General features: G+C 75.7%; 11 protein-coding genes and 1 tRNA gene. 3 read left to right on the top strand and 9 right to left on the bottom strand.

Annotation, left to right across the window (positions count from 1 at the left end; translation table 11 throughout):
• The first annotated feature begins 43 nt into the window (after positions 1–43).
• Positions 44–313, top strand: coding sequence for a hypothetical protein (locus tag J0910_RS24295; protein WP_420160853.1), 270 nt, complete (start codon positions 44–46; stop codon positions 311–313).
• A gap of 66 nt (positions 314–379) precedes the next feature.
• Here the strand turns inward: J0910_RS24295 and J0910_RS24290 are convergent, their stop codons facing one another.
• The 8 genes from J0910_RS24290 to J0910_RS24255 form a co-directional block, all read right to left on the bottom strand.
• Positions 380–691, bottom strand: a complete 312-nt coding sequence (locus J0910_RS24290) for an Rdx family protein (RefSeq protein WP_420160852.1) — start codon at positions 689–691, stop codon at positions 380–382.
• Between the two features lie 30 nt (positions 692–721).
• Entirely contained in the window at positions 722–1,924 is a 1,203-nt protein-coding gene (locus tag J0910_RS24285; RefSeq protein ID WP_420160851.1) for a hypothetical protein, read from the bottom strand.
• Positions 1,925–2,185: 261 nt separating this feature from the next.
• Positions 2,186–2,261: transfer RNA gene (locus tag J0910_RS24280), tRNA-His, on the bottom strand.
• A 73-nt stretch (positions 2,262–2,334) separates the two neighbouring features.
• A complete protein-coding gene (gene orn / locus J0910_RS24275) occupies positions 2,335–2,940 on the bottom strand; it encodes an oligoribonuclease (RefSeq protein ID WP_420160850.1) in 606 nt (201 codons plus the stop codon).
• Positions 2,941–3,158: 218 nt separating this feature from the next.
• Positions 3,159–5,120, bottom strand: coding sequence for a hypothetical protein (locus J0910_RS24270; RefSeq protein WP_420160849.1), 1,962 nt, complete (start codon positions 5,118–5,120; stop codon positions 3,159–3,161).
• A 71-nt stretch (positions 5,121–5,191) separates the two neighbouring features.
• Entirely contained in the window at positions 5,192–5,908 is a 717-nt protein-coding gene (locus J0910_RS24265) for a hypothetical protein (RefSeq protein WP_420160848.1), read from the bottom strand.
• Positions 5,909–6,122: 214 nt separating this feature from the next.
• On the bottom strand, positions 6,123–7,886 hold the full coding sequence (locus J0910_RS24260; RefSeq protein WP_420160847.1) for a substrate-binding and VWA domain-containing protein: 1,764 nt from the start codon (positions 7,884–7,886) through the stop codon (positions 6,123–6,125).
• Between the two features lie 182 nt (positions 7,887–8,068).
• Positions 8,069–9,799: a substrate-binding and VWA domain-containing protein gene (locus J0910_RS24255; RefSeq protein ID WP_420160846.1), complete on the bottom strand. Its 1,731-nt coding sequence runs from the start codon at positions 9,797–9,799 to the stop codon at positions 8,069–8,071.
• 316 nt (positions 9,800–10,115) lie between these two features.
• Between J0910_RS24255 and J0910_RS24250 the strand changes: the two genes are divergently transcribed.
• Together J0910_RS24250 and J0910_RS24245 are read left to right on the top strand one after the other, a co-directional pair.
• Positions 10,116–10,673: a hypothetical protein gene (locus tag J0910_RS24250; RefSeq protein ID WP_420160845.1), complete on the top strand. Its 558-nt coding sequence runs from the start codon at positions 10,116–10,118 to the stop codon at positions 10,671–10,673.
• A gap of 41 nt (positions 10,674–10,714) precedes the next feature.
• Positions 10,715–11,557, top strand: a complete 843-nt coding sequence (locus tag J0910_RS24245; protein ID WP_420160844.1) for a TrmH family RNA methyltransferase — start codon at positions 10,715–10,717, stop codon at positions 11,555–11,557.
• A gap of 43 nt (positions 11,558–11,600) precedes the next feature.
• On the opposite strand, the gene J0910_RS24240 is transcribed toward J0910_RS24245, so the two are convergent.
• Positions 11,601–12,230, bottom strand: a complete 630-nt coding sequence (locus J0910_RS24240; RefSeq protein WP_420160843.1) for a PadR family transcriptional regulator — start codon at positions 12,228–12,230, stop codon at positions 11,601–11,603.
• Positions 12,231–12,370: the final 140 nt, after the last annotated feature.

The following is a 12,370-nucleotide window of genomic DNA, read 5'->3' as shown; positions in this document are numbered from 1 at the left end:
CGCGCCCCTTGCGCGCCGGTGCGGCGGATGGTGATCGTTGGGCATGAGCGAAGTCGAGTGCCCCGTGTGCGGGCTCGGCCGGGTCGCGGGGTACCGGGTGCCGCCGCGGCTGGACGGGGCCGCGTTCCGGATGTGCGGCGAGTGCGAGGCCGTCTGGGAGCAGGGGCAGGACATCGACCGGGACCGCGCCGAGGACCTGCTGGGCTATCTGCGGGACCGCGGCCTCCAGCCGTGGCTGGAGGACCTGGAGCGGGAGCGGGCGCGGCCCGCGGCGGTGGTCCCGGAGGCGGAGGACCCGCCGGGAGGCCGCTGAGCCCAAAGCGATGATCTTGACGTTGCGGGGGTATCAGAGCGCTCTGATACCCCCGCAACGTCAAGATCATCGGGGAGGGGCGGGGTCGGCCGGGCGGTCGGAGTGGCCGAGCCGGCGCTCCGGTGCGATCCGGTCGCGGATCAGGCGCTTGAGGTCGGCGGCATCGGTGAAGGCCGCGTCGGTGTCGCGGGACCAGACCGGCTCGCCGTCCAGCCGGACCTGGAACACGCCGCCGGTGCCGGGGACCAGCGCGACCGCGCCGAGCTCCGCCTCGAAGGTGGTCAGCAGCTCCTGGGCCATCCATGCGGCGCGCGGCAGCCAGCGGCACCGCGTGCAGTACTCGATCTCCAGCCGGGGCTTCTTCTCCTGGTCGGACACGGGACCAGTATGCCGGGCGGGGCCGCGGGGTCACTCCGCGGGGGCGTCGGGCGCGGTGATCGGGTGCGCGCCGCGCCGCCCGTTCGGCGCCACCGGCAGGCCGGGCGGGGGTTCGAGCCAGCCGCCCGGACCTGCGGGCGCCGCCGCCCCGGGGAGGGGGAGCGGGGGGACCGCCGTCTCCGCGGGTGGGGACGCGGGGTGCTCCTCGGGGGCGGCGGCGGGGAGGGGGACGGGCCGGTCCTTCGCGGGGAGCGGGCCGGTGGGGACGGAGAGGTTCTCCGGGGAGGAGCGCGGGGCCGGGACCGGGGTGAGGCGCAGCGACGGCGGGCCGCCGAGCGGCGGCTCCCGGGGCGGCACCCGGTGGCCGGTGCGCCCGCAGAAGGGGCAGCGGGGCTCGGCGGTGTGCTCGCCGCACCAGCGGCAGGGCACCGTCCGCACGGTGCGGGCCGCGTACGCCAGCGCCTCCGGGTGGGCGCTGAACGCGACGAACTCGGTGAACCGGCCCGTGCCCCAGTACCCGGCGGCCAGCGGCTGCTCCGGGGCCTCCTCGGCGGAGTGCGGGCGCAGCACCGGCAGCAGGTCGCCGGCGAAGACCGGGGAGCCCTTGCCGCCGGGGGAGGAGGAGACCACCCGCAGCGGCGCCCCGGGCAGCGGGGGCAGGTCCTCGGCCAGTTCCCCCGGGCGCAGGGTCAGCAGCCGGTGCACCGGGGCGCCCACCGCGATGAAGGCGCTGCCCGGCAGGAGCGACCCGGCGTGCTGGGCGAGCGAGGCCGGCGGCGCGGACAGGCCGCCCACCCGGCGCAGGCAGGCCCCCGCGAACATGTGGTGCGGCAGCTCGCCGGCCATCGCGGCCACCGCGCCCGGCGGGAGGAACCGGGCCAGGTAGGCCAGCTGGTCGGCGAGGAAGGAGAGCGCCAGCGGCGGCAGCGCCAGGCCGACGGGGGCGATCCCGTCGGTGAGGCCGCGGGCCCGGGCGAAGCGCACCGCGCGGATCGCGGCCCCGCTCCGCCAGTCCGGGTGCACGGCGACGACCTTGCGCCCCGCCTCCAGCTCGGCCGCGGCGAACTCCACGAAGGCCGCCGAGCGCTCGCCCTCGGTCCGGCCGGTGAGCGGGAACCTGCGCGCCCGGGCGTCGCCGACCCTGCCGGTCGGCGGGGCGTCGGCGAGCAGGGCGACGGTGCACGGGCGGGCACCGGGCCGGTCGGCCGCGGCCGGGGCGGAGGAGGACGTCACCGGTGGGCTCCCGGGGAGAGGTCGGCGCTCGGGGCTGGGGCGTCCGGTCATGGTAGCCGACGGAGGTTTCGCGCCCCCGGAGACGGGACTCGGAGCGGTCGGCCGCCCCGGTCCCCGGCGCCCTCCCGGCGGCCTCTCAGGGGCTCTGAGGGGAGCCCGCTCCCGAACCGCTCCCGGAAACGGGCGTCCGGGACGCTGAACAGTGCCCTGAGAAGCCGGAAGGCCCTGGTCGCCGTATACGGTGACCAGGGCCTTCCCTGCTGGGGTGAGTGAGGGGACTTGAACCCCCGACTTCTTGGACCACAACCAAGTGCTCTGCCAACTGAGCTACACCCACCATGGACGCGGTTTCGAGTGGTGCTCTCCGCCGCGTTCGGTAAGAGTCTAGCGGACCCGGGAGGGTGCTTCGATCACTTTTCGCCCGGGGCGGGGGTGGAGTACTCCGCGGCGATGCCCTTCACGGTCTCGGTGTCGGGGCCGGGCGGGGCGACGAACGCGGCGGCCCGGTAGTAGCGGAGCTCCTGGATGCTCTCGGTGATGTCTGCCAGGGCCCGGTGGCCGCCGTGCTTCTCCGGGCTGTTGAAGTAGATCCGCGGGTACCAGCGCCGCAGCAGCTCCTTGATGCTGGACACGTCGACCATCCGGTAGTGCAGGTAGGCGTCGACGCGGGGCATGTCGCGGGAGAGGAAGAGCCGGTCGGTGGCGATCGAGTTGCCGCACAGCGGGGTCTTCTCCGGCGCGTACCGCTTGATGTGGTCGAGGACGAGCTCCTCGGCCTCCTCCAGGGTGACCCCGTTGTCCAGCTCCTCGATGAGGCCGGAGTCGGTGTGCATCCGGGTGACGAAGTCGCCCATCTGGTCGAGTGCCGCCTTCGGGGGCTTGATGACGATGTCGAGCCCGTCGTCCAGCTGGTTGAGCTGGCCGTCGGTGATCACGCAGGCCACCTCGATCAGCGCGTCGGCACCGAGGTCGAGCCCCGTCATCTCGCAGTCGATCCACACCAAGCAGTCGTTCATAGGGGCTAGCTTATGCGCCGCCGGGAGGGCCGGCTCTCCGAACGTCCCGGCCGGTGGCGGCCGCGGGGCTCCGGACGGGGCGGGGCGGGGAGCCGGCCGCTCTCCCCGCCCCGGCGCGTGCGCCTACCGGTACTCGAAGACGTCCACTCCGAACACCAGCCACATGATGTCGAGGGTGTCGGTGTACTGCAGGACCACGCCGGCGACGAACAGCACGATCAGAAGTACCACGATGAACATGCCGCACCCGAAGCAGCCGCAGCCCCCTTTCTTCTTCTTTCGCCTGCCCCGCTCCGGAGAGGAGCCGTGCTGCGGCCCGGGGGCCGGGCCCCCGGGCGGGCCGTAGGGCGACGGCTGCCCGTACGGGCCGGGCGGCGGGGCGTCCGGGGCGGGGCCGCCGGGGCCCGCGTAGGGCGCGGGGAAGCCGGGCGGGGGGCCGTCCGGGCCGGGGCCGTGCGGGGGGAAGCCGGGCCCGGGCGGGCCGGGGGGCCGTACGGGTCGGCGCGGTGCGGGCCGGACGGGCCGCCGAACGGCGGCTGCGGACCGGACGGGGGCCGCCCCGCGTCCGGCGGGCCGGGCGGCATGCCGGGCCCGGGGAACGGCGGTGCGCCGGGCCCCGGCTGCGGGCCGGGGCCGCCGGGGTGCGCCATCGGGCCGCCGGGCGGGCCGTAGGGGCCGGGCGGCGGGAGGTTCGGGTCGCCCGGATGCTGCGGTCCCGGGCCGGGGAAGCCGGGCGGGCCGGAGGGGGCGCCGCCCATCGGGGGCCGCTGCGGCCCGGACGGGCCGCCGTGGAACGGCTGCTGCCCGCCGGACGGCGGGCCGGGGAAGGGCTGCTGCGCCCCGGAGGGCGGGCCCGGGAACGGCTGCTGCCCGCCGGAGGGCGGGAACGGGGGCGCGCCGGGGCCGGAGTGCGCGGGGTCCTGGCCGGGGAAGGGCGGAGCGTCGGGGCCGGGGAGGCCGGCGGGCGCCGCGCCCGCCGCGTCAGGTCCGCCCTCGGGGGCGGCGCCGCCCGCCTCCTGGGCGGCCCGCTGCCGCTCCTCATGGGCGCGGCGCTGCTCCTCGTAGAGGCGCTGCTGCTCCTCGGCCTTCTTCTGCTCCTCCTCCGCCTTCTGGCGGGCCTCCTCCTCGGCCTGCTTGCGCTGCTCCTCCCGCTGCTTCTTGCGCTCCTCGCTGATCTCGCTGAAGCCTTCGCGGAGGTCGCCGAGGAAGCGGTTGAAGCCGCCCTTCTTCTTGGGTTCGTCGCCGGCGGGCGCCCCGCCGCCGAACGCGGCGAGCTCCGGGTCGCCGGGGTCGAACACCGCGGTGCTCGGCGCCGCCTGCCCGCCGGTGCCCGCGCCGGAGCCGGAGCGGTGCTCGCTGAGGTCGTTGGTGGGCTCGTCGTTGTCGGCGAACGGGTCGACCCGCATGGTGGAGCCGGCCGACGGGCTCAGGTCCGCGGTCGGCTGCTCCTCGTCGGCGCCGGGCCGGTACCCGGCGCCGGGGTCGATGCGCATGGTCGATCCGCCGAGGTCGGCGGTGGGCTCCTCCTCGTAGGAGGGCGGGTCGGCGGGGCGGTGGGCGGCGCCGGGGTCGATGCGCATGGTGGAACCGCCGAGGTCGGCGGTGGGCCCGTCCTCGTCGGCGGCCGGCCGGTGCGCGGCGGCCGGGTCGATGCGCATGGTGCTCGGCTCGTCGCCGAGGCCGGCGTCGGAGCCGGGGACGGTCCGCCCGTCCGGCGGGAACGGGGGGGCCGCCGGAGGGGACGGGTGCACCGAGGCGGGGTCGATGCGCATGGTGCTGGGCTCGTCGCCGAGGGCGGACCCGGGCCGCTGCGGCGGGTCGATCCGCATCGTGCTCGGCTCCTCCTCGTAGGAGGGCGGGGCCGCGGGGCGGTGGGCGGCGCCGGGGTCGATGCGCATGGTGCTCGGCTCGTCGCCGAGGCCGGCGTCGGAGGCGGGGATCGTCCGCTCGCCGGGACCTGCGCCCAGGCCGCCGTCCGAGGTCGGGATGGTCTGCTCGCCGGGGGAGCCGGAGTCCGGGCCGGCCGCGGGCCCCTCGTCTCCGCCCGCGCCGCCCGGGTCCGGCCGCAGCTCCGACAGCGAGCGGACGTGCTGCGTCCACTCCTGGCCGTTCCACCACCGGAGCCGGCCGTCACCGCCGTTGGGGTCCTGGTACCAGCCTGGCTCGATCGATCCACCCATGGCGCACAGACTAGAGGGTTTTCGGACCGGCGAGGTCCGGTGGGAGGGGGCGGCCGCCGCGGGGGTCCATCTCAGTGCCGGGCCGCGTAGGACGGGGGCGCGGCGCCGTTGTCGCTGTGCCCGGCGGGGTAGGGCGGGGCGGGCAGGGCCGGGGTGAGCAGCGGGCGCGCGGACGGCGGGGCCGGGGTCCCGCCGCCGGAGGAGGCCGCGCCGAGCAGCAGGCCGGTGTCGATGGCGCCCGGCCCGCGGTCGGGGCAGCCGGGGACCTGGGAGGCGCCGAAGTGGCCGCCGCGGCTCCACGCGTCGGCCGGTGCCGGCCGCGGACCGGTGGAGGGCGGCGGCGTCCCGCCGGGCCAGGACCGCGGGACGCCCCAGGAGCCCAGCCAGCGCAGCAGGGCCCCGGCGCCGGCGAGCGGGCCGTCGGTGAACGGCTCGTCGGCGCGGCCGATCACCACGATGACCAGGCAGGTGCGGCCCTCGCAGGCGGGGTCGGCGGAGGTGTCGACCGGGACCGACCGGGGGCCGCCGCCGGGGGGAGGGGAGAGCTGGCCGCCCGCGGGGGCGGTCGCCGGGAGGAGCTGGGCGACGTCGCCGTGCAACGGGTTCCACACGAGGTGGGCGCTGTGCCCGTCGCCGTCCAGCCGCTGGGCGACGGAGCGGGCGGACAGCACCCGGGGGTCGGTCTCGGTGGTGCGCCAGACCGCCCGGGGCGCTCCGCCGAGGAACCTTCCCCCGGCGGCGAAACCGCACTTCACCCGCCCCGCTTCCGGCATCCACGCGTTGGCCATGGTCGCCACCCTCCAGACGCACGCCACAACCGCTCTTGTGAGTACGTTCTGCCTACGCGAGTGGGAAGGAGAAGTCCATAGGCCCCATTGGAGGGGGAAGGGTGATGTATCGGTAGGGATCTCCGGCCGCCGCGGCACGGGCCGGGCCCCGGGCCCGCGCCTTCCCCCGGCCGTTCGGGGAGGCGCGGGCCCGGGGCCCGGTGCGGCCGGGGCCTCAGCCCTCGGAGCCCTCCAGCCGCTGGGAGAACGCCCGCAGGAAGATGTCGCCGATCTCGGAGGGGTTCTCCGTCTGGTAGGCCTCGCCGCCGGTCAGCTCGGCCACCTTCCGCATCGGCTCCAGGTCGATGCCGGGCCCGAAGGCGATGGTGAACACCGGGATGGGGTGGTTCGGGTTGGACTCCTCCTCGATGGTCGACAGCAGCTGCTTCAGCGAGATCCCGTCCGGGTCGTCGTTGTTGCCGTCGGTGAGCATCAGGATCGCGTTGACCCGGTCGGACTTGTAGGAGGCGGCCATCTCCCGGTAGGCGGCCAGGTAGGTGTCGTACAGCCCGGTGTTGCCGTTCGGGACCGGCTCGATCCGGTCCAGGTCGGAGGCGATCGCCTCCTGGTGGTCGGCGCCGCTCTCGGACTCGCTGCCCAGCTCCTTGATCGGCAGCCGCTCGCGGTGGTCCTGGTCGCCCTCCAGGGCGGTGGAGAACTCCCAGGTGCCCAGCTCGGTCGAGTCGGGGAACAGGGACAGGCCCTGCTTGGCCGCGGCGGCGGTGACCTGCATCCGGCTGGTCCCGGTCCCGGGGACCGGCTCCAGCATCGAGCCGGAGACGTCGATGATGGTGAGCAGCCGGGTGCCGAGCTTGAACTGGTTCCAGGCCTGGGTGAGCCGCTGCGCGGTCTCGTTGTTGGGGGTGGGCAGGTTCTTCGGCGCCTTGCTGGAGAAGCCCTGGTCCTCGGGGAGCGCCTCGGGGTCGGCCTCGCCGTCGGCGGTGCGGAAGCCCTCGGCGAGGAACCGGTCCTGGGCGGCCTGCTGGGTCAGCGCGCCGCGGAACACCTCGGCGGCGCGGCTGGTCAGCGGGTCGTCGGTCCGGGTGACGTAGGGGTAGTCCAGGCTGTAGGAGCCGCCCTTGGGGTAGCTCACCCGGGCCGGGGCGTCGCCGTGGTCGTGGTTGTAGCGGAGCGCGGCCTGCTCGGAGAGGACCAGCACCGGGTCGGCGCCGTCGCCGGCGCTCTGCTCGGCGAAGGCGTCGAACGCGGCCTCCTCGGTGGGGGCGGCGCCCTCCTGCAGCGACTGCAGGGCGGCGACCAGCTGCGGGCGGCCCTCCTGGTCGGCGTCGTCGATGGTGTTGGAGATCAGCGCCAGGGTGGCCAGGCCGGAGGAGCTGCGCACCGGGTCGACCAGGCGGACCTCGCTGCCGGAGGAGCCGGCGGTGGGCGCCGCGGTGGGCACCAGGGCCGACCAGGACGGCTTCTCCTTCTCCTCTGCGTCCTGCGGCTGGGCCAGCACCAGGGGGGAGGAGGCGACCGAGGTCCCGGAGTCGGTGACGCCGCCCTCGCCGGACTGCTCCTGGACGAAGGAGACCCACAGCGAGGAGTCCGGGATCCACACCTGGGACTCGGTGTCGCCCATGGTGGGGCCGCCGCCGGTGATGCCGTAGGCGACGTCGGCCGATTCCGCGCCGCGCACCTTGGCGCGGACGCACTGGCCGTCGACGCCGTGGTTGGCCTCGTTGAAGTCGCCGGCCACCGCCTGCACGGGCGCGGCGAGCTCGGGGCTGACGGCGACGTCGAGGGTGATGTCCTGGCCGCTGCACCCGCTCTGGTTCATGAAGATGTAGGTGCCGGTCAGAGCGACCGCGACGAGGATCGCGAACGCCGCCGCGAGGGCCGCGAAGGCTCCGCCGCGCCGCCTCCGACGCCGGCTGCGGCCTTCCGCACGGGGCCGGCCGCCTTCCTCGTCTTCGTACTTTCCGCGATGGCGTCCCAAGGTCGTCCTCGATGTGTGCTCGTGAGTCGGTACGGGGGAACGGGGAGGAGAGGGGAGAGGGGCGGCCCCCGCGGGCCGGTGTGGTGTACGTCTCGAAAGGTTAGCGAATGTCCGAAAAAAGGTGAAATGTCAGGTCAAAAGGGGGTGAGGGGCGGCGGTTCCGGGGCCGCCGCGCGGCCCCGTCAGCCCCCGCAGTCCGGGACGCACAGCCGCCGCGAGATGGAGCTGAGGAAGATGTCGCCGATCTCCCCGGGGTCGTCGGTCACCGACAGGGTGCCGCTGGTGGCCCCGGCGATCTCCGCCAGCTCCTCCCGGGCGGACTGCTCGCCGAACGCGATGATGAACATGGTGACCGGCCGCTCCGGGTCGAACCGGTCCTGCAGCTCGGCGACCAGCTCCTCGTGCGAGATGTCGCTGGAGCCGCCGTCCTCGCCGGCGGTCAGCACGATCACCGAGTTGATCTTGTCCTCGTCGTAGTCGGAGCTCACCTCTTCGTAGGCGTCCAGGATGTTGTCGTAGAGCCGGGAGCCGCCGCCGGCCACCTCGATGTCCTCGGCGACCCCCTGCAGCTCCTCGCGGCGGGTCGCGCCGCCCTCGCCGACCGCCTCGTCCAGCCGCCCCAGGTCCTGGGCGTCCTGCCGGCCGTCCCCGCCGAAGGAGTCGGAGATCAGCCACAGCCCCATGTCGGTCTCGTCGGGGAAGAGCGACAGGCCCAGCCGCGCGGCGTCCCGGGTCACCTCCAGCCGGGACGGGCCGGCCCCGTCGAGGTCCTCGGACATCGCCGCCGAGACGTCGGCCAGCACCACCGTGCGCGAGGGCATGGACAGCCGGTTCCAGTCGTCCAGCGAGGCCAGCAGGGCGTCGCCGGTCAGGTCGGCGTGGGTCTCGGGGCCCTCCGGGTCGATCCCCGGCAGCCCGGCCAGCGCCCCCGCCGCGGTGCCGTCCGGGTCGCGGAAGCCCAGTTCGCGCAGGCGCTCGCGGTAGGAGTCGCGCCGCAGGATGGAGTAGAGGTCGTCGGCGGCGGCGCGCATCCGCGGGTCGTCCCCGGTGGTGACGTAGGGGTAGTCGAGCAGCACGGTGCCCTCCTCCGGGTAGAGGGCCTCCAGCGGCTCCTCGGGGGAGCGGGAGTTGTAGGCGGCCACCGCCTGCTCCGGCAGCACGGTCAGCGCCGCCTCCCCCTGGGACCCGCCGAGCGGGTAGACGCCGGCCGGGTCGATCTCGCCGAAGGCCGTGTCCAGCTGGACGTCGCGCACGAAGTCGGTCATGTCGGCGTCCGCGTCGTCCCCGGTGCCCAGCTCGCGCCGGACCGCGTGCATGGCGGTCATCCCGTCCACGCCCCGGTTCGGGTCGACCATCACCAGCGGCCGGTCCGGTTCGCGGCCGCCGGGCAGCACCAGGTCCCACCCGGCCTCCCCGGGGCCGGGCAGGCCCTCGGCGCCCTGCGGCGCGGCCAGCACCACCGGCGAGCCGGCCAGCGAGCGGGGCGAGGTCTCGATGTTCTGCGCCCCGGTCTCGGAGACCCGGGTGAGCTCGACCCAGGCGGAGGACTCCGGCACCCACACGTCCGGCCGGACCGAGGAGGCGCCGTCCATCGCGCCGCCGGCCAGCTCGGTCATGATCCGGTGCGGGGCGGTCTCGTCGGCCTGCGCCAGCACGCAGGTCCCGTCGTAGACGTGCTCCTCGGAGTTGAACTCGTCGGCGGCGGCGCGCAGCACCGGCGCCATGCTCAGCGTCCCGGAGATGCGCAGGTAGTCGGTGCGGCCGCAGCCGGACAGCCGGATCCCCGCCGGGATCGCGATGCTGAGCAGGACGATCGCCGCCACCGCGGTGGCGGCGATGCCCAGCGGGGAGGCCAGGGCGAGGCGGAAGCGCGAGGGGGTGCGCCGTTCGAGACGGTGTCGGCCGCTTGACACATGTTCTCCGGGGGGTGCGCGGTGCTTGGCGCGACCCTACTGCCTGGTAGGCATCGAGGAGAAGGGCGGGGCGGGAAGCGGACCGAGTGTCACCGCTCGGCCCGGGGACGGTTAGTATGCGGGATCGGTACACGCCCGAATCTCGCGGAGAGCACGCCGCGCCGGACAGTGGAGCGCAGGGCCGGACCCCTCGGAACCGGCCCGCGCCAGGCCCGCGCACGGCGCTCTCGGGGGGCGCGAGAACAAAACCGGGCGGAGCGGAGTCTTCCCGCTGTAGTGCCGGTGTCCGAACGTCCGAACGCGAAGAGTGGCGGCGATGGCCAAGCAGAACCTCCGCCCCCGGACCCCCCGGCGGGCCGTCGGCAGCACCGTGCTGGGCGCCATGTGCGCCGGAGGCGCCCTGGTATGGGCGTTCATCGCAGGCGTCTCCCTGATGCCCGCGAGCACGCCGAGCGACCAGCCCCAGGGCAGCGAGCTCGACATGGTCAGCGGCTCCTCCAGCGACGCCGCGCCCCCGGTGGTGGAGTCCCCGGAAGGGCGCCTGCAGATCCAGGTCTCCTCCGAGGACCGCGCCTACATCCAGAACCTCACCTGCACCGGCGACGCGGTCGAGGACCCCGCGCTCTGCCGGGAGCTGGCCTCCATCGCCGACGAGCAGAAGAGGGAGGCCGAGGAGCAGGAGACCGAGGTCGGCCTCTTCGACGAGGTCCCGGCGGAGGCGGTGTGCGACGCCGACCGCGCCTACGGGCCCGGCGAGGCGCGCATCACCGGCGAGTGGGAGGGCGAGGAGATCGACACCGCCCTCAACCGCGCCGACTCCTGCGAAGAGGTCCGCTGGCAGCGCCTCCTCCCGCTGCTCGAACCGATGGAGTGACCCTTCCCCGGTCCGCTCCCGCGGGGCGGGACAATGGGGGGATGCACGCCATCGAGGTCGCCGACCCGCGCGACGCACGCCTGGCCGACTACGTCGACCTGCGCGACGTCAACCTCCGCAAGAGCCTGGAGTCCGAGCACGGGCTGTTCATGGCCGAGGGGGAGAAGGTCATCCGCAGGGCGCTGCGCGCCGGGTTCGAGCCGCGCTCGCTGCTGCTGACCGAGCGGCGCCGCGCCGCCCTCGACGGCGCCCTGGACGGGGTCGACGCGCCGCTGTACGTGGTCTCCGAGGAGGTGGCCCGCGGCCTGGTCGGCTTCCACCTGCACCGCGGCGCGCTGGCCTCGTTCCGCCGCCGGCCGCTGCCCTCGCCGGCGGAGGTGCTGCGCGGGGCGCGCACCGCCGTCGTGCTGGAGGACGTGGTGGACCACACCAACGTGGGGGCGATCTTCCGCAGCGCTTCCGGGCTGGGCGTCGACGCGGTGCTGCTCTCGCCGCGCTGCGCCGACCCGCTCTACCGCCGCTCGGTGAAGGTCTCCATGGGGGCGGTGTTCAGCCAGCCCTACGCCCGGCTGGACGACTGGTACGGCGCGCCGGCGCACCTCAGGGCGCAGGGGTTCCGCACGCTCGCCCTCACCCCGGCGCCCGGCTCGGTGCCGATCGGCGAGGCCGTGGCGGAGGGCGCGGGGCGGCCGGCCGCGCTGCTGCTGGGCACCGAGGGCGAGGGACTGTCGCACCGCTGGATGGAGCAGGCCGACGCGTGCGTGCGGATCCCGATGGCCGGCCGCGACGTGGATTCGTTCAACGTCACCGCCGCGGCCGCGATCGCCTGCTACGAGCTGGTCCGCCCCGCCTCCGCTCCGGCCCCGCCCCTCCCCGCCCCCTGAGCGGGATCCGGGGGGAGGAGAGAGAGGGGAGGGCGGCGCCCTCTCAGCGCCCCGGGACGGGGCGGTCCGCCGGACCGCCCGCGGGCGGCGCGCCGCCCGCCTCCACCCGGTCCAGCTCGGCGAGGACCTGCTCGGCGATGTCCCGCTCGGCGGCGTAGCGCCGCTCCGCCCAGGAGGTGACCAGCGCGGCGTAGGGGTGCCCGGGGTACTCCTGCTCGGTGACCCGGTGCGAGAACGCGGCGTCGGCGCGCATCGCCTCGGAGCGGTCCCGGTGCTCGCGGAGGATCCCGCGCAGCCGCTCCGGCGAGGCGTGGGCGCCCAGCCACAGCCGGAGCATCGCCCCGTTGCGCGCGGTGGGCTGCTCCACCGGCTCCCCGTCGATCCAGGCGGCGAGGGCGGCCCGCCCCTCGGGGGTGATCCGGTAGGCGCGCCGGGCCCGGCCGCCGGGCGCCTCCTCCTCGGTCCCGCGGGCGTAGCCGTGCCGCTCCAGCCGCCGCAGCTCGGTGTAGATCTGGCTCATCGCCGGCACGCTGTGGAAGAACCCCAGCACGTTCTCCGCCCACTGCCGCAGCTGGTAGCCGGTGAGCTCGGTGCCGAAGGAGAGCAGTCCGAGGATGGCCCAGGCGTTGACGGGCAGGTTCGCGCGCGGTCCGGGGGCGTCGCGGGTCGGCATGCGATCACTCTAGGGGGCCGCGGCGGTCCGCCGGTCCGGGTTCTCCGGGGCCGTCCGGGGAGGTCCGGGGCGCCGCTGGTAGCTTCGGTGCCGACCGCGGGCCGGGCGCGGGGGAGCCGCCCCGCGCCCGTGCCGCTCCG

This window comes from Nocardiopsis oceanisediminis, assembly GCF_048595525.1.
GTDB lineage: Bacteria > Actinomycetota > Actinomycetes > Streptosporangiales > Streptosporangiaceae > Nocardiopsis_A > Nocardiopsis_A oceanisediminis.
This window is presented reverse-complemented; position numbering and strand designations above follow the sequence as displayed.